Source organism: Paenibacillus sp. 01L418 (assembly GCF_056400045.1).
On sequence record NZ_JBFTSN010000019.1, the window covers coordinates 1 to 22075 of the forward strand.

General features: G+C 46.8%; 17 protein-coding genes. 3 read left to right on the plus strand and 14 right to left on the minus strand.

The window, feature by feature from the left end:
* Window positions 1-139: 139 nt before the first annotated feature.
* The 5 genes from guaA to AC1DSE_RS04595 form a co-directional block, all read right to left on the minus strand.
* Complete coding sequence (gene guaA / locus AC1DSE_RS04575; protein WP_441885164.1) at window positions 140-1678, minus strand: glutamine-hydrolyzing GMP synthase; 1539 nt, start codon at window positions 1676-1678, stop codon at window positions 140-142.
* Window positions 1679-2262: 584 nt separating this feature from the next.
* Complete coding sequence (locus AC1DSE_RS04580) at window positions 2263-5244, minus strand: DUF4129 domain-containing transglutaminase family protein (RefSeq protein ID WP_477510436.1); 2982 nt, start codon at window positions 5242-5244, stop codon at window positions 2263-2265.
* Window positions 5231-6727 carry a DUF58 domain-containing protein gene (locus AC1DSE_RS04585; protein ID WP_477527443.1) on the minus strand — a complete coding sequence of 499 codons (1497 nt, stop codon included), beginning with the start codon at window positions 6725-6727 and terminating at the stop codon, window positions 5231-5233. The genes AC1DSE_RS04580 and AC1DSE_RS04585 overlap by 14 nt, the downstream gene beginning before the upstream one ends.
* On the minus strand, window positions 6724-7743 hold the full coding sequence (locus tag AC1DSE_RS04590) for an AAA family ATPase (protein WP_339206902.1): 1020 nt from the start codon (window positions 7741-7743) through the stop codon (window positions 6724-6726). Before AC1DSE_RS04590 ends, AC1DSE_RS04585 begins: the two co-directional genes overlap by 4 nt.
* 88 nt (window positions 7744-7831) lie before the next feature.
* On the minus strand, window positions 7832-9148 hold the full coding sequence (locus AC1DSE_RS04595; RefSeq protein WP_477510434.1) for a polysaccharide deacetylase family protein: 1317 nt from the start codon (window positions 9146-9148) through the stop codon (window positions 7832-7834).
* Window positions 9149-9360: 212 nt separating this feature from the next.
* Between AC1DSE_RS04595 and AC1DSE_RS04600 the strand changes: the two genes are divergently transcribed.
* Entirely contained in the window at window positions 9361-10479 is a 1119-nt protein-coding gene (locus AC1DSE_RS04600) for a copper amine oxidase N-terminal domain-containing protein (protein WP_477510433.1), read from the plus strand.
* Between the two features lie 139 nt (window positions 10480-10618).
* Here AC1DSE_RS04600 and AC1DSE_RS04605 read toward each other — a convergent pair whose 3' ends face one another.
* The 8 genes from AC1DSE_RS04605 to AC1DSE_RS04640 form a co-directional block, all read right to left on the minus strand.
* Window positions 10619-11467 carry a MetQ/NlpA family ABC transporter substrate-binding protein gene (locus AC1DSE_RS04605; protein WP_477510432.1) on the minus strand — a complete coding sequence of 283 codons (849 nt, stop codon included), beginning with the start codon at window positions 11465-11467 and terminating at the stop codon, window positions 10619-10621.
* A 55-nt stretch (window positions 11468-11522) separates the two neighbouring features.
* Complete coding sequence (locus AC1DSE_RS04610) at window positions 11523-12185, minus strand: methionine ABC transporter permease (protein ID WP_076271133.1); 663 nt, start codon at window positions 12183-12185, stop codon at window positions 11523-11525.
* The gene (locus tag AC1DSE_RS04615) at window positions 12182-13183 is read right to left on the minus strand and encodes a methionine ABC transporter ATP-binding protein (RefSeq protein WP_339206894.1); all 1002 of its coding nucleotides are present in this window, start codon (window positions 13181-13183) and stop codon (window positions 12182-12184) included. Before AC1DSE_RS04615 ends, AC1DSE_RS04610 begins: the two co-directional genes overlap by 4 nt.
* Before the next feature lie 675 nt (window positions 13184-13858).
* A complete protein-coding gene (locus tag AC1DSE_RS04620) occupies window positions 13859-14455 on the minus strand; it encodes a lipoprotein BA_5634 family protein (protein ID WP_477510431.1) in 597 nt (198 codons plus the stop codon).
* A gap of 234 nt (window positions 14456-14689) precedes the next feature.
* Window positions 14690-15175 carry a thioredoxin-dependent thiol peroxidase gene (gene bcp / locus AC1DSE_RS04625; RefSeq protein ID WP_477510430.1) on the minus strand — a complete coding sequence of 162 codons (486 nt, stop codon included), beginning with the start codon at window positions 15173-15175 and terminating at the stop codon, window positions 14690-14692.
* Window positions 15176-15228: 53 nt separating this feature from the next.
* A complete protein-coding gene (locus AC1DSE_RS04630) occupies window positions 15229-16020 on the minus strand; it encodes an ABC transporter permease (RefSeq protein ID WP_477527444.1) in 792 nt (263 codons plus the stop codon).
* 5 nt (window positions 16021-16025) lie between these two features.
* Window positions 16026-16820, minus strand: a complete 795-nt coding sequence (locus tag AC1DSE_RS04635; protein WP_076271138.1) for an ABC transporter permease — start codon at window positions 16818-16820, stop codon at window positions 16026-16028.
* Window positions 16817-17842: an ABC transporter ATP-binding protein gene (locus tag AC1DSE_RS04640; RefSeq protein ID WP_339206887.1), complete on the minus strand. Its 1026-nt coding sequence runs from the start codon at window positions 17840-17842 to the stop codon at window positions 16817-16819. Before AC1DSE_RS04640 ends, AC1DSE_RS04635 begins: the two co-directional genes overlap by 4 nt.
* A gap of 374 nt (window positions 17843-18216) precedes the next feature.
* On the opposite strand from AC1DSE_RS04640, the gene AC1DSE_RS04645 reads away from it, so the two are divergent.
* Window positions 18217-19302 carry an LCP family protein gene (locus AC1DSE_RS04645; protein WP_477527445.1) on the plus strand — a complete coding sequence of 362 codons (1086 nt, stop codon included), beginning with the start codon at window positions 18217-18219 and terminating at the stop codon, window positions 19300-19302.
* Window positions 19303-19439: 137 nt separating this feature from the next.
* Entirely contained in the window at window positions 19440-20750 is a 1311-nt protein-coding gene (locus AC1DSE_RS04650) for a glutamate-1-semialdehyde 2,1-aminomutase (RefSeq protein WP_076271140.1), read from the plus strand.
* Between the two features lie 63 nt (window positions 20751-20813).
* Here the strand turns inward: AC1DSE_RS04650 and AC1DSE_RS04655 are convergent, their stop codons facing one another.
* Window positions 20814-21971 carry a PQQ-dependent sugar dehydrogenase gene (locus tag AC1DSE_RS04655; RefSeq protein WP_477510428.1) on the minus strand — a complete coding sequence of 386 codons (1158 nt, stop codon included), beginning with the start codon at window positions 21969-21971 and terminating at the stop codon, window positions 20814-20816.
* Between the last annotated feature and the right edge of the window lie 104 nt (window positions 21972-22075).

Sequence of the window (22075 nt, forward strand, 5' to 3'; positions counted from 1 at the left end):
CTCATTAGCATGAAAAAAGCGCCAACTAAGTACATTTCAAATTAGTTCTTTGATTTTGATCAAACAAAAAAAACTCCCTTCTATTTGCTGAATAACACAAATAAAAGAGAGTATTTTTTTGTAATCAATTAATTCCAATCTATTCCCACTCAATTGTAGCAGGCGGTTTTGAAGTTACGTCATAGACGATACGGTTAACGTTGTCTACTTCATTAACGATACGTACGGAGATTTTCTCAAGCACATCCCAAGGGATACGTGCCCAGTCTGCTGTCATTCCGTCGATTGAAGTTACGGCGCGGATACCAACTGTGTACGAATACGTACGAGCATCGCCCATAACGCCTACGCTCTTCATGTTCGGAAGCGCAGTGAAGTACTGCCAAATTTCACGGTCAAGACCAGCTTTGGCAATTTCGTCACGAAGAATCGCATCCGACTCACGAACGATATGAAGCTTGTCCTCTGTTACTTCGCCTAAGACACGAATCGCAAGACCCGGACCTGGGAATGGCTGACGCCATACGATAGCTTCTGGAAGGCCACATTCTTCGCCGACTTTACGAACCTCATCCTTGAATAGCGCTTTAAGAGGCTCGATAAGTTTAAACTTAATGTCCTCAGGCAAACCGCCAACATTGTGGTGAGATTTAATCGTTTGAGCTGTAGCTGTACCGCTCTCCACGATGTCTGTGTAAAGTGTACCTTGTGCCAAAAATTCAAAGTCATCCAGCTTGTCCGACTCTTCTTGGAACACATAAATAAACTCATTGCCGATAATTTTACGTTTTTGCTCTGGATCTTCTACGCCCTTCAGCTTGCCAAGGAAACGCTCTTGCGCGTCGATTTTGAGCACTTTCATATCGAATTTGCCTACGAATGTTTCCATAACGCCTTCAGCTTCACCTTTACGGAGCATGCCGTGGTCGATAAACATACAAGTAAGCTGATCGCCGATCGCTTTGTGAAGAAGAATAGCTACAACAGAAGAATCTACGCCGCCGGAAAGCGCGCATAGTACTTTTTTATCGCCAACTTCATTACGAATATCACGAATAGCATCTTCAATGAACGATTCCATCGTCCATGTGCCATCACAATCACAAACATTGTAAAGAAAGTTGCGAATCATTTCATTACCGAATTCAGAGTGACGAACCTCTGGGTGGAATTGAACGGCAAAGAATCCGCGGTCTGGATTGCTCATCGCTGCAACAGGAGCATGATCCGTGCTTGCATCTACTTTGAAGCCTTCAGGCAGCTCAACTACGTGGTCGCCGTGGCTCATCCAAACCGTTTGAACTTTATCTAAGCCAAAGCCGATTTGCGAACCTTCCACAAATTCCACTTCTGCTTTTCCGTATTCACGTTTGCCCGCGCGCTCAACCTTACCATTAAGCTGATGCGACATCAGCTGCATACCGTAGCAAATACCGAAAATTGGAATGTTCAAATCATAAATCGCAGGGTCAACCATTGGTGAATTTTCTTCATAAACGCTTGCCGGTCCTCCCGAGAATACGATACCCTTCGGCTGTAGTTCACGGATCCGTTCTACCGACGTGTTATACGGCAATAGCTCGCTATATACGCCCAAATCACGAATACGGCGTGCAATAAGTTGGTTATATTGTCCTCCAAAATCGAGTACAACGATGATTTCATTTTGCTTAGTCATTACCGAGCCTCCCTCAAATTATGTAGTAATTATATATAAGGCTGTTTAAGCGAGTCAAGGCAAAGCGGAGTGACAATTCATTGAAGTAAAAATGTAACCGCTTATCTGCTTGATTATAGGCTTATAAATAGAATGTTATTTAATGTGCCAAGTCATACGGATTAGTTGAAAAAATATGAGTAGCTGCAGGCTGCTGCATCATTTCATCCATGCTTTTTTCATGCGGATGCCTAAGTTAAGGGCAGATTATATAGTAAAAACGCTTGGTAATTCTGCAACTATGCTTATTGCGAGTGTTTCAACAGCCTCTTGAGAAAATAACGGGAAAAGCTCCTTTTAAAATGTCTCAAAATGAGCATTGCAGCGAATTAACAGAAAAAACTCCCGTTAATTCTCGAGAAATAGCCATCATCAGCTAAATCATCAACAATTAACGGGAGAAATTCCTTCTATTGCAGAAAATAATCAAATGTACACCATATTAACGGTAGTTTTTCCAGCTAAACGGCGTTTCATGTTTCGTTATATAAATCGACTTACAGCTTAACCCTTTAGGAGCCAAAATGTATCATCGTCTCCTGCAACTATTTAGGAGCCTTGACTGGCATGTCGCTTCTCTTCTGCTTTTGCAGATTATCCGCGGAGTGCTTCTTCACTTTCTGAATCGGCTGCTTGTCCAGCACTCGCAGAACCGTCCGCAGTGCAGAAGGAGTAGGTGCACCCGGCCAAGGACCGGGCGCAGCAAAATGCGCTTCCTCAAGCCAGCTTGTAAGCTGGCGCAGCGCATCCTGCTGCTCCGCACCGAGCGTCGGCTCAGCGGCGCTCGCATATTCACGCGCCGTTTGCCCCGGCGCCTGCACGCCGAAACGGCGCTGCAGCAGCGGCGCTAACGCGCTGCTCACTGCAATGAAGCTCGCGCGAATCCGCCCATCGGCGTCGCGCGGCGTTTTTCCACTGCGCGGCGCCATATCCTCCGCCGCGCCGCCAGTGCCAGTGCGCCAGCGCGCGACCGCCGCTGGCGCTGCATCCATGTCCGTCACAGATTCATGTGACGGATAGGGCGCGGCTGCGCCGGCGAGCTTCGCGATGCCGGCGTGAGCCGCGCCATAGCGGCGCAGCGCCAGCGAGAGGCGAAGCCGCTGGTGCTGTGCCGCAGCAATGGCCGCGGCCGCAAGCGCTAGCGCGGCCGCGCATGCGGTAACTACAGCGGCGGGCGATGCCGCCGCTGCGCTCTTGGCGGCGCTTTGCGCCGCATGCACGAGGGCGTCTGCTCCTCGTGCAATGGCTGCTGCCGCCGCCTCGAATGAAGCAGCGACCCGCGATAAATTGGACTCGCTATGGCCACTTGCTCCAGTTGCCGCTGTTCCTGCTGCACCCATCGCAGGAGCAGCAAGCTGTCCGTCCACAGAACCGACGGACGCGATAGTTGATACATCGCTGAATCCCGGCGTCGGATCAAAGGGTACCCAGCCTGCGCCTGGGAAATATACTTCAACCCAAGCATGCGCATCTGAGCTTCTAACCTCATAATCCACCAGCTTCAAACTATTTTCAGTGGTTTGCCCAGCACCACTGCTTCCCGCGCTTAGCATTTCACTATTCAAACCCTCTGTACTCGAATTAAGCGTTCCTTGCTTCCCGCTATCATTACTTCCGCCGCTCTTATTTAGCGCTCCTTGAGCTCCGCTATTATGACTCCCACTACTCAGCTGTTCATTCTTCATACTTCCTGTACTCGTATCTATCGTCCCTTGCGACCCGCTATCATTACTTCCACTGCTCGTACTCAGCGAGCCTATCTCCGCGCTCTCCCCCACTGGAGTGCCTGAAGTAAAGCCTTTCACCCACCTAGCGGGTATCCCTTGCGAACGAAGCAATACGACCATGGCTGTGGAGAAATGCACACAATAGCCCTGCCGCTGCTCGAAGAGGAAATGATCGACGAAGTCGCTTCCTTCCGGCGGAACTGCACTGTCCTCCAGCGAGTAGGTATAGCTCGCTTTCAAAAAGTCCTCGATCGCCTTCACCTGATCGTAGCGGCTCGTAACTCCGCCGCCCGCAACCTCAGCAGCTAATGCAGTTACGCGGCTTGGCAGACTACTCGGCAGCTGCAAATAAGGCTCAAGCTCCGCAGCACTTTCTACTGTTGCCGCCTGTGCTCCATCACCTGACGATAAATTATCGTCAGCGGTACTGCTCAAAGCGCGCAATTGTGCTTCATCCGTTATGGAGAGCACACTCTCTATTGTATATTTCTCAATCTTCGCCGTATCCGATTGCGCGTATAAAGAGTCTTTATCCGCATTGTATACGTAACTTCCAAGCTTCCTGCGCGGATCAGCTGCAACAAGCTCTGTCACATTGCCAAAGTGACCTGATGCAAAGAGCGGCATCCCCGCTGTCGGCTTAGACCAAACTACGGCTTGTCGAATGAGCGGACCCAGCTGCTTATTTCCAGCTTCTGCTGCCGCCTCAGTGGAGGCTGCTGCATCAGAGCCTCGTATAGGAAGCAGAACAGAGCTACCCGCGGTATCAATCCAGCCCCGGCCGTCGTACACCTGCTTTGACTCCCCGCGCCAGTATGCTTTTTCAGTGGAGCTGCCTGTAAATAATACGCCGTTATCCTTTTGTACAGGTGCTCCCAGCACGCCGTCATCAAAACCATAACCCGTAAATGCACTGCCTAATCGTTCAAATCCGGTTTGCCCCATTACATGGATAGACCCTTGCTGATTACCCATAGACTGAATGGTTTGCTCTAAACGATCATTAAGAGAGGCAGTCCAGCTAGCAGGCGGCATCGTTTCACCTTTCCCGCCTGCAAACAAAAGACCGCAGCCAAGTATCGTAAGTACAACAAAAATGGAGCTTGATAACCAGCGCATATCAAGACCTCTAAGCTTGCCGGCACCTGTATTAATCATTCGCTTAACACGCGGTACAGAGACAATGGCACCTAGTAGGAGCCCTTCTGCCACGGTTCGCATTAAGCCTCCCATTACATCCATACCCAGCCAGACATGCAGCGCAATTAAATAAACTAGCGTGAAACATGCGATGCCAAGAGCCGTCTGCCTCATCCATAATAAAGCCTGCAATGCAGGTGCAAGCATCGCCCAGCCTATAAACAGCAGCAAAGTCCGAAGCTCTCCAGACATTGACCACAGCCCATTTTCTATAATCAGAACGAAATGGTCTCTCAACATGCCTGGAAACGCAAGCAGCCATTGCAAACTGCTTTGATCAGCGCTTTTATAAATCCACATGAGACTTAGTATGCACAACAAAGCATTCATAACGAACGAAAGTGCAATCGGCAAACGAAACAGCCCTGCCAGCAGCACCACTCCGATAACAAAAATTAGCGGGGCAGGATTATAAATAGCCGACCACTCACCTGCATTCACCCAAGGCAGCAGCCATTCCGATAGCAGTCCGAACAGCAGCAATGTTGTGATCAATCGGTATTCAAACGATTCCTCAGCAGCTTCTCCTCGCAATAAATTATGCTCAGCTTTCAGAGGTTTATCGCTCCTCCCTACTACATCGCTTTTAAGCAAGCTCATGATTGTCGCCTCCTTCCTCGGCGTAAGGGAGCGCGTTCATACTCGAAGGGACATGCAGCCACGTCACTTTGACGCCGCCGCTTTCCAACCATTTTTGTTGTTCGCGCATAGCGAAGGTCGGTACATTGCTGCGCGTAATAATAAATAGTTCCAGCCTGCAGCCTTGCTCGCCTGCGAATCCGGCAAGCTCTCCCCAGCTCCGGCCGCCTCTCCAATCCGCAGTAAATACAAGTATCGTACTGCCGCGTGCTTGCAGGTTTGATTCCTCGGCGAGTCTCCCAGCAAGAGAGCCCTTTCCATCTGCGCGAAGCAATGCCATTGCATGCAGCATCTCTGATAAATCAGCCTGCGTTCCTCCATCAACAGATGATTGCATGACAGGAGTGCCTTGTCCGAGCAGCAGTGTCACAGCGTGGCCGAGTGAAGCAGACTGAGCTAGTGCAAGCGAAGCCCAGCCTACACAAGCATCAAACAACCGATCGTCCTGCCCATAAGCCGAAGCAAGCGTATCGACAGCAATAACTGTTTTGGCTGGCCGCTCTAAAGGATGGATTTTTGTCTGTAAGCCGCGCCCCTTAGCTGCACTTCGCCAATCCAGATGACGCAGCGAATCTCCTTCGCGATATGGACGGCTGTCTGGTCCAAGTCCCGCTGCACTCACCGCCGCTTTGATTTCCTCACGACCCGCATCTCCTAGGTGATCCGTACTTGGATCAGCGGTCAATGATTGCACAGCGTATAATGCTGTGCCTCTTGCACGTTCCGCTTTATGTACCTGATCGGCATGGGGCAGTCCTGGCAGCACTACAAATTCTCCTGCGGTATATAAACGTTTATGGATCGCTGACAAGCCGAGCCAGTCCCCCACTGTAATCGATATAGGCTCGAAGGGATAACGCCCGCGCCGTAAGTGATGAAGAGTATATCGGTAAGTCATCTCTTGGCGGAACATTGGCATAAGCACCGTACGCACGCTTATTTTCGTATTTTCTGATGAACTTTTATTACTCGTCTCATCGGAAATAGCAACCCATACAATAGGTATGAGCAAAGAACGCTTTATTCTCAGGCTAATTTCGAGCTGCCCGCCTTCTCTCGTCATTTCTTGCGACATCATCCTCATTGCAGTTAATCCCTTGGCAGCCATAATAGGCGCAAGCCCGCTAATGATTATAATCATGCTGAATACGGACAGCATAAACCACTCTACTGCACCGCCCCGCATTATTACAGCTGCCCAGCTGCTTGCCCAGCCCGCCGTAATGATACACCAAGCGATCCATCTCGTACGATAAGGATAAGCTAGTTGATCCCATTCCTTATTTACAAGGACAGCTTCTTTTACTTGTACCGACGCTGTTCTTTGCCCACTCCTATCAAGCGGAGCTGCGCTGTCGCCCTCTTGAGTATATGTCGTCGTATCAACAGCCTCATTCTCCGGCGTTCCGCCTTCCAATAATTCATCTTGAAAAGGTGCATTCATCGGCGCTTCCCGCTTCCTACCGCAGCAGGCATCGGACATTCACGTATCGTCCGTCTCATAACTGCAGCTGCATCAGCACCAGCCGCAGTCGCGTTAAAACGCAAAGACAAACGATGCGGAAGCACAGCATCAGCTGTCGCCAGCAAGTCATCTGGTATCGCAAATCCGCGCCCTTCCATATACGCATTCGCCTGTGATGCCCGCAGCCAGTCGCGCAGAGCGCGTGGACTTAAGCCCAGCACAACCTCAGGAGCACGCCTTGTCGCATCGGCTACTTGCACCATATATTCAAGCAGTGCCGGATGCATGTGAGTCTGCCTTGCCTCAGCCTGCATTTGCAGCCATTCCTCCGTAGCAATGACAGGACGAAGCCGTTCGGGTTCAATTCGATTGCCATTCGCGTATTGCTCGAGCATCCGCTTCTCTTCCGATGAGCCGGGATAACCAATCGTCAGCCTCATCATAAACCGATCCAATTGTGCTTCCGGCAGCGTGTTTGTCCCCTCGAAGCTAAGTGGGTTTTGTGTAGCTATGAGCATAAAAGGAACCGGCAGCTTGCGGGTTTTCCCCTCTACCGTCACTCGTCTTTCCTCCATGGCCTCCAAAAGCGCAGACTGCGTACGCGGCGACGTTCTGTTAATCTCATCAGCAAGCACCACATTGCCCATAATCGGTCCAGGCCGATAGACAAGTTCACTCGTCCGTGCATCAAGCACGACTCCGCCAACAATATCAGCCGGAAGCATGTCGGACGTAAACTGTATTCGTTTAAAATCTCCACCGACCGCTCTAGCAAACGCCTGAGCGAGCAATGTCTTGCCAACACCCGGCACATCCTCTAGCAAAACATGTCCGCCAGCCAGAAGTGCAGTTAGCGTATTTCGAATGACCTGCTGCTTGCCTAGCAATACACTCTCTACCTTTACTAGCAATCGATGCAGCAGCACCTGTGGTGCTTCCGGCCAATGACTATAACGTTCCTCTTTAGCATCCTCAGAAAATTGGGGAGAAATCATCGTATAAATCGCCTCCTGAAAAATAAATCTATCTATTTTTCAGTGTCCCCAGCTTTCTCTCACTTTAGACCTGCTAGAAACCTTTCTATTACTCCGTTATCCAAATTTCCCGATCGGTATCGTTGTACACATATCTTGTTATCGCAATTCCAAGTTTTTGCAGCGTCTCACGCACTGGAACTACGATCTGCTTCTTGGGCTCATCCATCACAGGTTTCTCCTTGCCGGATTTCGGCGGCACCTGGTTTGTACTTACGTACGATTCTATGGAATCAGTATTCAGCTCAAATTCCGTGCTGTCTTCAATCCATTCCACAAGCTTTTGCAGCGACACTTCGATGGCGCCGTTTTTTATTCCGTATTCGCTTGACGCAAGCACTAGACTTTTCTCGCCACGATGCAAAATTAAATTTGGAACCTGCTTCTTTGTTTGGGCAGACAGGCTGCTTTGACCTAGCTTCTCCGAAAACAGAGTGAGCTTATCTACTTCCTGCTGCGTGACCTGCTTTCTGCTCCACTTGAGTTTGCTTGCCACCCTAAACTGAATAGGTTCAACCTGATCCGTCAGCTTAGCAAATGTGTACCCTTTATCTTTGTAATATTTAATGATGGCCGGCAATGCCTTAACAGACTCTGCATGCCCTGCACTGTCATGAAGCAAAACATTCAGCTTGTTTGCAATCTTTGAGCCTTTAATCGTCGTCATAATCTCGGAAGCTGGTACTCCTTGCCGCTTCGAATCCCCACTGTCTACATTCCAGTCATGCACCTGATAACCTGCCGCTTTCATTGCATCGAAGTATCCCTGATCAAAATTGCTATATGTGCCGCCCGGCGCGCGAACTAATGTAGTTCTAACTCCAGTTGTACGATAAATAGCTTCATCCGTTTTCATCACCTGATCAGCAAATTCAGCAAAACTTCCGTATAAATGATCGTATTTATGGTCGAACGTATGATTGCCAATTGCATGTCCTTCCTTCACGATCCGTTTAACTAATTCCGGCTGCTTCAGCACATGTTCACCAAGCACAAAAAAAGTCGCCGTTATCCCTTCTTGCTTCAAAATATCCAGCACCTGCTCTGTATTCTTACTAGGTCCGTCATCGAATGTTAAATACAAAATCTTTTGATCTGATCCTAGTGAATCTACTTTAACTCTATCATTTTGCGATGAAGCAGCAGCTGACGACTTGCCTTGCTCCAGCTTTTTCCCAGTATCGTAAGATGCCTGCACCGTTAGAAGCGGCATCGCCTCATAATTCGTAACCGCAGCAGCGGCACTTGCCTGTACGATCTTCTGATCACTTGCAGCATCGTCTTTATTCGCCCCAAAACCATCAGGCTTAAACAAACCAAAGCAAACAACTAGCATACAAATCGCTACCCGCCAAATCCGCTGCATTCACGCTGCCACCCTTCTCTACCTATGAATAATTAACTGAGTCATTCTGATAGATTATATGAACAGTTGAACTGGTAAATGACTATGCTAGTCAATTTCAAATGTCAGCTTCGAATAAAACATGAAGACAGCAGTGCGCAACTTATTGTGGTGCATTCGCGTCTTCATTCCATATATATTCCATTTAATTGAAATTTAGGAGAGTGATTGTAATGAAATGGAGCATTGCAGCCGTTATTTTGGTATTTGCACTCCTGCTGCCAACCCCTGTCAGTGCGGCATCTCAGGCAAACTATGAGTTTAATTGGGATTCCGGCACTCGCTCTTATGGAGGAGCACTCGTAAAAAATGGCGTTACATTCGTATCAATGGATAGTGTCGGAGGCGGAGCGGGGCTCGAAGTGAAATGGGATAAAGCGGGCAAGCGGGCTCAATATGACGGTTGGAATAAATCGATTGCGGTGCGTCTAGGCAGCAAAACAGGTGTACTCGATGGAAAGATGGTTAAGCTCGAAAGCGCACCATTTTTGTATGAGAAAAATGTTTATTTGCCTGTCCGTTTCGTTGTCGGAGCATTAGGTGGAGATAACGTGACGTGGGATGACAAAAAAAAGACGATAAAGGCTGATCATCTGAAAACGTTCAAGCAGTATCTCTACTCATATGGTGGATTAACTTACACCGTAGAGCCTAAGAAAGGCATTGTCTACGTCACTGAGGCAAAGGGTGTAAGGCGTGAGCTGGCAAAGCTAGGTGAATCCATACATGAATATTTGACATTCAAATTTCAAAAAACACCGGGCGGGCTGCTGGTGATTAATCTGGAAGATAACTATGGAGAACCGCATATTCACAACCAGCTATTCACGCTTGTCATGAAAGACGGCAAAGTCATACAGCAATCCAGCGTTTACTATTTCAACCGATTTGAGCAAAATATGACTCAAGCAGACGGCAACTTGCTGCTGAACGATGGGAAGACTTTGCACCTGATTAAAGACGGTACCGGAGAAGTGATTGAAACGATTAATTTGGTTAACCTCAGCGGAGAGGATGACAATTATTTTATTGAGTATTTTGACAAGGATGTTTTTCTCTTGCGGGCAAATAAAAGCGGCATTTTAAAACTTGTGAATAGAAAAGATATGACGACTACAGTGCTTTACAAAGAATTATTGGGTGCTAAGCAGCAAGAATATGTAGAAACAAATGATCTTCCTTATCTCGGCGATTACCTAAAGTTCATCAAGCGTGAAGGCGATATTTTGTATTTCAAGAATGGTTTCCCGTATGACAAGGATAATCAAACCTATAGTTTAAGCCTTTCGTAACAAGAAGGAGCTTGTTGGCAGAGATTTAGGTATAAAAGCATTGACTAACAATAGCAGTGATGCACAAAACATAAAAAAGCTAAGCAGCGATTACTCGCATGCTCAGCTTTTTTGTCATTTTAATTAAAGTCCGGCCTGCTTAAAATGCAGCAACAATCGCGCCTTTGTAGGTCTCATCAATAAATTTCTTCACTTCAGGTGAACGCAGCGCTGCAGCGAGTTTCTGGATCGCTTCGGAATCCTTATTGTCTGGACGCGCAACAAGAATATTCACATAAGGGGAGTCATTTCCTTCAATGAAAAGTGCATCCTCTGTGGGAACTAGATCGGCCTCCAGCGCGTAATTCGTGTTGATCATAGCAAGGTCAACCTCACCTAAGACGCGCGGTAATGTCGCTGCTTCTACTTCTCTAATATCAAGCTTCTTCGGGTTAGCGACAATATCTGATACAGTTCCGCTAACGCCTACGCCATCCTTCAGAGTAATCAGTCCATTTGAAGCCATAAGGGCAAGCGCACGTCCGCCATTCGATGGATCATTCGGAATGACAACTTTCGCGCCATCCTTCAGCTCATCGATTTTTTTAATCTTTTTCGAATAAGCGCCAAACGGCTCAATATGAATAGCAGCTACATTTACAAGATCATAACCTTTGTCTTTGTTGAACTGATCCAAATAAGGTGTATGCTGAAAAAAGTTAGCATCAATATTTTTTTCATAAAGCTGTGTATTCGGTTGGATGTAGTCATTGAACTCGATAATTTCGAGATCCACGCCCTGCTCCTTGAGCATTGGCTTTACAAATTCAAGCAGCTTCGCATGTGGAACAGGAGAAGCGCCAACCTTCAGCTTAACCGCTCCAGGCGTTTCTGTTCCTTGATTAACATTTGATCCTGCAGAGTTGTCATCGGTATTTTTGTTTTGTCCGCAAGCTGCTAATGCAAACATCAGCATTAAAGTTACGATCATATAACTTGTCTTTTTCATGTTCATTCCTCCATAGTTGTCAATTCACTCTGAGCTGCATCATGCTTCTACTTATTTATTTTCTGCTGTAACGACGTACTAAGGAATCCCCGATCGTTTGCAGCACCTGTACGAGCACGATAAGAAGCGCGACGGTTACCAGCATCACATCGGTTTGGAAACGTTGATATCCGTAGCGCAGTGCCAAGTCACCAAGTCCGCCGCCGCCGATTACACCCGACATCGCTGTATAAGAGACGAGTGTGACTGCCGTTATTGTAACCGCAGCTAGCAAACTTGGACTAGATTCACGGAGCAGCACGCGGCGTACAATATCCCACTTTGATGCACCCATTGCCTGAGCCGCTTCAATAACGCCGCGATCCACCTCACGCAGCGACGTTTCCACCAGCCTTGCAAAGAAAGGCGTTGCTGCTACGACAAGCGGCGGAATAGACCCCTCTACGCCTAACGTCGTACCCGTAATGATTTTTGTAAGCGGCATGATCAATATCATCAATATAACGAACGGAACCGAGCGCAATACGTTGACGATAAATGAAAGGATGCCATACACAATAGGCTGCTGCAGAAGCTGCCGTTTTGAAGTTAGAAACAGGACGACGCCCATGATTAATCCGAAAATAATTGTAAACACGAGCGAGGCTGTCAACATATAGAGCGTATCCTTCGTAGCATCCCAAATTTCAGGAATACGTACGTTTTCGAAGCTCATCATATCGCATCCACCTCCAGCCCATCTCTACGCAAAACATCAATCACTTGATCAATCTCCGCGGCGCTGCCGATCAATTCCACAATAAGCTGACCATAAGGCGTGTGCTTCATACGCGAAACGGTTCCTTGCAAAATCGCAAATTGAACAGACGTTGGCTTCACCGCATTATACAAAATAGGCTCGTAAGTTAGCTCGCCAATATAAGTCATGCGAAGCAGGCGCCCTGAGCGGCCTCGCAGCAATTGTCCATTCACGGCGCTGTCCGATGCTTGGTCAACAAAGTCGCGAGTAACCGGATGCTCCGGCTTTAGAAATACATGCAGCACATCGCCTATTTCAACAATTTCGCCATCATCAATAACAGCGACACGATCACATATCGAACGTATAACGTTCATTTCATGCGTAATAAGTAAAATTGTAATTCCTAGCTTTTCATTAATGTCGAGCAGCAACGATAATATCGAATTCGTTGTCTGCGGATCTAATGCCGATGTCGCTTCATCGCAGAGCAATACATCCGGATTGTTTGCGAGTGCTCTCGCGATACCAACACGCTGCTTCTGGCCTCCCGAAAGCTGAGAAGGATATTTATCTGCATGACCTTCAAGCGAAACGAGCTTCAGCAGCTCATCCACACGTTTATTTACCTCTGCCTTTGAAAGCTTGGCGAGAACAAGCGGGAATGCAATATTATCTCGTACCGTAGACATCGATAGCAGGTTGAAATGTTGAAAAATCATTCCGATACGCCTGCGATGCGCTTGCAGCTGTCTCTCTGGCAAGCCGGTAAGCTCCACATTCCCAACATTTACCGTTCCCGATGTTGGTTTTTCCAGCAAATTGACGCAGCGCAGCAGCGTGCTCTTCCCCGCGCCTGAATGACCGATAATTCCAAATATTTCACCTTTACTTACCGTCAAGCTAACGCCACGAACCGCTTCTACTGAAACCGACCCTACTCGATACGATTTTCTGATGTTGTTTAGCCTGATCAAATCTATAACCCCCTATCTAACAAGCAAGTCCATATTTTATAAATGTGACAGCATACTGTCAATGTCAAAATTATCTATTTCACTGTGCTTCATAATTTAACAGCTATATATTCATTTGAGAAAGCTTCCTCTATTGTTTCCCTGCTCCATCTTTTTACTCTTGCACTTGCAGCATAACCGCGGGAACTGTCTCAAAAATAGTAAAGAGCAAGCTCGCTGAAGCAAGAGCTTACTTAGAACAAAATCGTTATTTTTCTATTCTGTTATATGGATGCCTTCGCCAAAATACACTTAAGGGTTCAACGCTTCATCGCACAGACAGCGCATAACATCCCAAAACCATTTGGCTAACGAACTGTATCATGCCTATTATGCAGAAAACTGCTTTTTTGAAGCTTTAACGAATCTTATTAACGTTATCGCGTACTGTACAGGACTCCATGAGCTGTTTTGCTCGAAATAACGATTCTGGAGTTCGTTAGAAATTCAATCCATTATAAATAGATCAAATAAGAGCTGCTGGGTTCGTAAGCTATTTGTCCGATAAGTGGAGTGCATTACTGGCTGCGATTAGCTCAGAGACTCACTATCCCTAAGTTACATCAGGCAAAACAAAAATAGGATTGTCACAAAAGCAGATTAACTCTGTTTTTGCGACAACCCTAGCTAAAGCCATTATTTCAAAGTTACAAGCTGGTCTCTTTCGACATCAAACTTTCCGATCAGCTTTTGTGGATTTTCTTTAAATTTCATAACAGCCATCGTTTTTTCTGTCTTTTGCAGCGATGACCAGGATGAGTCCTCCAGTACAACAAATGCATCGACATAAGCTCGGCCGCTCCCAATAATCAAATTCCCTTCATACTTGACTGAAATGGGATTCCCATTTCCATTAATCTTGTCTGACTCTTTTTTGGCAAACAATAAGCCTTCCCCATTTGGAACAGTCGACAAAGATTTAACCTTTTTGGTTTTGCCGTCAGCTTCCACTTCGGTTAGCAGTTCTTTTTTCAATAAGCCTTGAATCGTGGATTGCGACAAATACATTATTTTTTGTCCATCAGCAATTTCGATTTTTATTTCGTACACTTCTTTTGTTTCTAATTGCTCGGCATGTTTGGTTAATACATCATCGATCTGCTGTTTCTCTCCGTATACAATGACACCCTTAGCCTGCGGAAATATTTTTTCGATGATGCTGTCCTTGCCAACATATCCCGCGATTAGGATGACAGCGACAAGCGACAGCATTGCAATTAACAACTTTTTCATTTTTATTCCCCCATATATTTTGTGTGTATTCGATATTCTGCGATCAGCTGAGTTCAAGATATTGGAACAATTTGTTGACGCCTCCTTTACAAGTCCGTTTTCTATTTCCTATCGTATAAAAAATAGCGATTGCCAACCATCGATTAGGGTGACAATTCAGGTGACAAATTTGTAAGAGTCCAAAACAAAAAAAACAGGACGGAGCAGCTACTTCCTGCTCCGTCCTGTTTTCAATTATTTAGCAGCAGCCGGCTGCAAATCCTTTACGGCATCCAGAACCTGCTCTGCATGCCCCTTCACCCTTACTTTACGCCATTCCTGCACGAGCCTGCCCGCTTCATCGATGAGAAAAGTCGATCGGACAAGACCCATATACTCTCTGCCATAAAGCTTCTTTAATTTCCATACTCCATACAGCTCGCACACCTCATGCTCCACATCAGCTAATAACAGAAAAGGAAGCTCCTTCTTTTCAATAAAACGCTGATGAGACTTTACCGTATCTAGGCTAATCCCCAAAATAACAGTATTTCGTTTCAGCATTTCTGTGTTTGCATCTCGAAAATCACATGATTCCTGTATGCAAGCCGTCGTCATATCCTTTGGATAAAAGTAAAGGACAACATTTTTCCCGCGATAATCGCTAAGTGAAACATCTTCTCCATTTGACGCCGGCAATACAAACTCCGGTGCCATATCTCCCACTTGAAGCTGTGTCATGATTAGTCCCCCATCATTTTTGCTGCACACCTATTCAATTAAAACCAAGCCGTTTAAGAGCCGGCTCCTCGGTATCGCTTCACGCCATGGTTCCATAACAACAGCCCTAGAGTGAACACGATAATTCCCATGACCGGAGTTAAGAGCGCGAGCTGTGAGAGATCATCCGCCTTCTTCTCAAGAAAATAAGAAGCTGGGATGACGCCTACAAAAGCAAACGGCAGCAGCCATGTTAATACGAAGCGGATCATTTTGTTATAGATATTAACCGGGTAACGTCCGTAATTTTGAATGTTGTACATCAATGGCACAATTCCAGTCGGTGCATCCGAATAAAAGGAAATGGCACTAAGTGCCGTGTAGAGCCCCGCATAAATCAGCACTGCACCTAATATTAAGAGCATCAGCACAAATAGATCGAGAATCTCGAAAGGCAAACCGAGCTGTGTCCAGCATAGCACCATAATAATAGCCCCAACGAAAGAACCGATTAAAGAAGGCGGATCTACATTTTCGAGGAGCACCTGATATAGGCTGTGTGCTGGGCGGGTTAGAACACGATCCATCTCGCCCTTCACAATATAACGCTCGCTGAAATTCCATATGCTGAAGAAAGTGCTGAACACACCATATGGGATCATGAAGAAACCATAAACGAATACGACCTCTGCCTCAGACCAGYCGCCAAGCGACGGCGTGTGCTGGAACACGATCAAAATAAAGATGAGGTTCATCCCTTGGAACAATAAATCGGAAAGTACCTCAATCCAAAAGTCAGCACGATAAGTAAGACGCGTCTTCGCGTAGTTTTTAATGTACTCCAAAAATAATGATGCGTATCTCATATTTATTATCCCCCTTGCACGAACAACCGCTTGCGAGCGGCGCGCCACGTTAACCAGATTGGCACCAGCAGCCCAACAAACCAAAGCACTTGAATGCCAAACACCTGCAATATTTGATCGCTAGGCGTCCGCCCCGTGAAGACGGAGCTTGGCAAATACGTAATGGCTTGGAATGGCAGCCACTGCATAATAGCTGACAGCCAGCCTGGGAAAAACGCTATCGGCACAACTACGCCAGAAAACAAATCGACCATAACACGTTTCATTCGCATCATGCCTTCGTTATTTTCAACGAAAAATGCGAATAGGCCGGTCAAAATATTAATTTGCGAGTTGATAAGAAAGCTAAAGAACAGCATGACTAAATAAATTAGCCAGGTCATCGGATCTGTCGGTAATTTAACGGGAAATAAGAAACAAACGATAATCATCCCCGGCACCATGAAGAGCAGCATTCGGAACAAGCCTTCTCCGAAACCTTGCATCATTTTTACGACTAAATAGGAATAAGGTCTAATAAGCTGTACTGCTACGCTACCGTCCCTTATTTCATTCGCTATCTCGCGGTCCAGGTTATTGAAGTAAAAAGCACGAGCCATCCACGATACCGCAACGTAGGTTGTCATTTGAGTTACCGTGAAACCGGCCAGCGTCTCCTTGTCCCCATAAATCGCCTGCCATAGAAAGTAATAAGCGCCGATATTAATCGCATAAATAATGATACCGCTATAATAATTAACGCGGTACGCAAGCATCATGATAAACCGTATTCGAATAAAGTCGATATAAGCGCTCATCATGATTGAACCGTCTCCTTGGATGTTGCCGCAGAGCCAGAGGAATAAATGCTTCGAACGATGTCATCGGTGTTTGTTTCGATAATTTTAATGTCGCGAATTTCAACGCCGCCTACAACACATGCCAATGCATCCGAGACATTAACGGCATGCGGCAGCCACATTTTTGCGCTCACTTCATTCTCCATTGTCCATGTTACATCGAGTGTGCTCGTCAACTGCTGCAGCTTGGCAAGCGCAGTATGCCCTGCAAATTGGAACTGAATTTCGCGTCCTTTGCTCCAACGGCTCTTCAGATCCTCCAGTCCGCCATCATAGATAATGCGGCCATCATCAAGCATAATGACGCGAGAACAAAGTGCTTCAATATCCTGGAGATCATGAGTCGTCAGCAAAATAGTCGTACCCTGCTCCTTATTCATTTGCATCAGGAAATCACGAATTTCTGTCTTCACGACGATATCCAGACCAATTGTAGGCTCATCTAGAAAAAGAATAGATGGATTGTGAAGGAGTGAAGCGACAAGCTCGCAGCGCATCCGTTGTCCAAGGCTTAGCTTGCGTACAGGACGATTTAATAAGTCGCCAAGCTGTAGCCGCTCAACAAGCTCGTCAAGACGTTTGCGGAAATCCGCCTCCGAAACCCGGTATACTTTGCGCAATAATTGGAACGATTCAATAACGCCTATATCCCACCACAGCTGAGACCGCTGTCCGAATACAACACCAATGCCATTAACAAACTTCTCTCTATCCTTAAAAGGCACGTAGCCATTTACTTTGAGCTCGCCTGCGGTCGGTACCAAAATACCGGTCAACATTTTGATGGTTGTCGATTTTCCGGCTCCATTCTCGCCAATATACCCGCAAATTTCACCCTGCGGGATTTGAAATGAAATATCCTTTACCGCCGTTACCTCGTTGTACTCGCGTTTAAACAAGTCCTTGAGGGCGCCGGATAGGCCTTCTCGGTTTTTTTGCACGCTGAATTGCTTGCGTAAATCCTTTACATCGATTGCTAACATCTGGTTGTTATAGCCCCTTCCACTTCGACATTTCCTAGGAAATAGCGATCTTTATTTACTTAAAACGATAAAACTTGCTTCTGCATGTCGTTCAGCTTTATAATTTTATGATATGTAATCATACATTAGTTCACGCCTAGCGTAAACGACTGTCTTTGCCTTGTGCAGCGAAGCTTTTGTTTGCTGATGAAATATAAGCTGTTAATAAGGCTCATACTTATGCGTTCTTATATTTCTAACGTATACTGCTCTGCTAACTTCTTTTTCTGGGAGCGGATCATTCGCTATGCCATCTTTGCTCATGCTTACATTGAAATCTACCCTCATTGTTTCAAAACGATTCCGCAATATCTGAAAGGAGCACGTCTAACGAAATGCCTAAAGAGACGAATAAAGAGACGACTGAAGAATCGAAAAATGAGACTGCTAAAATGGCGAAGAAAAAAAGATGGAAAAGGATTTATATCAGCCTCTCTGTCATTCTTGGTGTGGTAGCAGCGTTTGTTATTTATTGGAGCGTAGGTGTTTACAGTGCGCTTGATAAGTTCAGTGATCCAGAGCCAACAAAGGCTCCTATCGAGGATGCTGAAGCAACGCCAGTACCTATTCCTGAATGGGAAGGCAAAGAGCGCGTTAATATATTGCTGCTCGGCGGTGACGCTCGCGGGCTAGACGAGGGGCAAGCGGCTCGTTCAGACTCCATATTGGTTGCATCCTTTGATCCTGTAACCAAGAAAGCACATCTATTCTCCGTTCTTCGCGACACTTACGTCAGCATAGAAGGACATGGGAAAGGCCGTATTAATACAGCACTTACTTTAGGAGAATATCCGCTCGCTATGAAAACGGTTGGAGACTTGCTTGGTCTCGACATACAATATTATGTTTATACCGACTTTGAAGGTTTTAAAAGCCTGATTGACGYAATGGGCGGCATTTACTTTGATGTCGAAAAAGATATGCATTACACCGATAACGCCGACGGCAATCGCTACGATATTGATCTCAAAAAAGGCTACCAGCTGCTTGACGGCGATAAAGCCCTGCAATACGTTCGTTTCCGCCACGATGCGATGAGCGATTTCACAAGAACGGAGCGTCAGAGAAATTTCCTTCAGGCGGTGTCCAAAGAGCTTCAATCGACATGGAACATTATCCAAATGAAAAAAATTCTTGAAAGCGTTCAGCCTTATGTGAAAACAAACATTAGTGTGCCGGATATGCTGAAGCTCGGTCAGCTTGGCGTCAAAAGCCATGTGGCCAGCACAACGCAAATACCGCCGATGGATCTCATCGCGGAGGATCGGGTTGGCGGCGCGTCTGTTATTGGAATTAGAGATGAAGATGAGCTGCGCTCCTTCGTACAGACGACGCTGCAAGAAGACAACACCGTTCCAGAACCTACTGCTTCGCCAAGCAGTACACCAAGCGGCAGCGACAGCAGCAATAAACAGCAGTAAACATACGTACACGCAACGGCGCTTCAAGTTGCGTGTATTTTGTTTCTAGGTGCGCCACTGCTGTACATCATACGACACACTCTCTCAACTTGTTTAAATTGACTTACAACTATGAATCCCATTGGAGGCTGCTTTCCATGACAACAAAGCGACAAAATTCCGAAAAACTATATGAAGAAGCGCTGCAGCATATTGTTGGCGGCGTCAACAGCCCTTCCCGCAGTTACAAAGCGGTAGGCGGCGGCGCACCCGTATTTATGAAACGTGGCGAGGGCGCTTATTTCTGGGATGTCGATGATAACCGCTATATCGACTATTTAGCTGCTTATGGCCCTATTATTACTGGACATGCTCACCCCCATATTACAGAAGCTATCGTTCGTGCAGCTCAGAACGGTACGCTATACGGCACACCAACGGAGCTGGAAATTAAGCTTGCTCGTATGCTGAAAGAAGCCATCCCATCTCTCGACAAGGTGCGGTTCGTCAATTCCGGTACGGAGGCCGTCATGACAACCATTCGTGTCGCTCGCGCCTACACAAAGAAATCCAAAATCATTAAATTCGCTGGCTGCTATCATGGCCATTCAGACCTTGTGCTCGTCGCAGCAGGCTCTGGTCCATCTACTCTGGGCATTCCAGACAGTGCAGGCGTGCCTGCAAGCATCGCTAGTGAAGTCATCACCGTGCCATTTAATGATCTGCCTGCGCTGAAAGCTGCACTCGATCGCTGGGGTCATGAGACTGCCGCTGTTATGGTTGAGCCGATTGTCGGCAACTTCGGTATGGTTATGCCGCATGAAGGCTTCCTAGAGGGGCTTTGCAAGCTCACTCGCGAAGCTGGAGCGCTAGTTATATACGACGAGGTCATCAGCGCCTTCCGCTTCCATTACGGAGCAGCACAGACCTATGTTGCGTTCCCTGATCACCAAGCCATCGAACCGGATTTAACCGCATTAGGCAAAATCATCGGCGGCGGCCTTCCAATCGGTGCATACGGCGGACGCCGTGAAATTATGGAGCAGGTTGCCCCTCTCGGCCCTGCTTATCAAGCAGGTACGATGGCCGGCAATCCTGCCTCGATCTCAGCAGGCATAGCGTGCTTGGAGCTGCTCCAAGAGCCTGGCATTTACGATAGAATGAACGCACTGGCTACGAAGCTTGCAACAGGATTGCACGCCGCTGCCAAGCAGCATGGCATACCGCTCACAATTAACCAAATTCGCGGCTCCTTCTCCGCACATTTCTGCGATCATCCGATTACGAATTATGATGAAGCACAGGATACAGACGGTGAGCTGTTCGGCAGATTTTTCAAGCTCATGCTGGATCAAGGCATCAATCTTGCACCATCCAAATATGAGGCTTGGTTCTTTACGACAGCCCATACCGAGGCTGACATTGATGAAACGATTAAAGCCATTAATTATGCTTTCACTAACTTGTAATAAATAAGCTTTGTAGTTTAGATCAAAAAAAGCTCAGGAGCTGAAATAGGCTCCTGAGCTTTTTTATTTCACCTGCTTTACTATAAGCAATCGATCATCCGATGGTGACGGGTTACCGCGGCCATCGGTATTATTCGTGATGACATAAATACGTCCGTCCTTTATCTTTACGTCACGAAGTCTTCCTTCGCCTTCGAATACCCTTTCCATGTTTTTGGATGCTGGGTCATAGCGATAAAGCGCCTCGCCTACTAAAGTTGCAATCCATATTCGATTGTTCTCATCGATTGTCGCGCCTGAGGGCGCAATCGCTTCTTCGCCGGTATGATAAATTGGCGTTATCATCCCTTCCTGCGCAGCACTGCCATAAATCGCAGGCCAGCCGTAATTGCCGCCCGCTGCAATTTTATTAATCTCATCATGTCCGCCAGGATCTCCCGAAGGGCCATGCTCTGTATTAAATAGAACACCTTCACTATTCCAAACAAGCCCTTGAGGATTGCGGTGTCCATAAGAATACACATAGGAGCCGGAAAACGGATTGTCCGCTGGCACCTTGCCATCTAACGTCATTCGCAAGATTTTTCCTGCAAGGCTGTTACGATCCTGTGCCAGCTCCGGCTGCTGGGCATCTCCTGTTGTTACATAAAGCAGCTTGTCGGGCCCAATCGCCAGCCGTCCGCCATCGTGATTCGCAGCACCAGGAATGCCCTCGAGCAGTGCTCTAACCTCATCCCATTGCCCGCCATTTTGTTTAATAAGCACGACTCTGTTCATTACACGACCATTTTCTTCGTAAGTATGATACGCGTAGGCCTCTCGAGACTGAGCGAAATCCGGAGCAAGCAGAAAACCTAAAAATCCGCCTTCTCCGCGGTCATGTACACTTTTGAGCAAATGAACCGCTTGACGTGTCGTCGCATCGCCATCTACCTTCACAATATTTCCTTCGCGCTCGCTTATAAAAACAATGTCCTCGTCAAAAGTAATGACCCAAGGCACTCGAAGCTCCTTCGCGAGTACAGTGTAAGCCTCGTCTTGCTCTTCTTGCTCTGACGGCTCAGTGCTTTCATCAATTGCCATCGTTTTCTCAGGCTTATCCGTCGCTTCATTTACTTTTGTATTTGTTGACGACGTTTCATTTGGTTCGCATGCAACCAGCATGCCTAAACATAAGGTTGTCATCATCATCGCAGCAATTCGTTTTTTCACTGTCACCATCGTTCACTCCTCCTGGCTTATCTCCAGTACTTCCATGCTATTTCATTCGACAAAACACATTGTAAATCCTTGCAAATTTACGTATTTGTATTACACCATTGCAT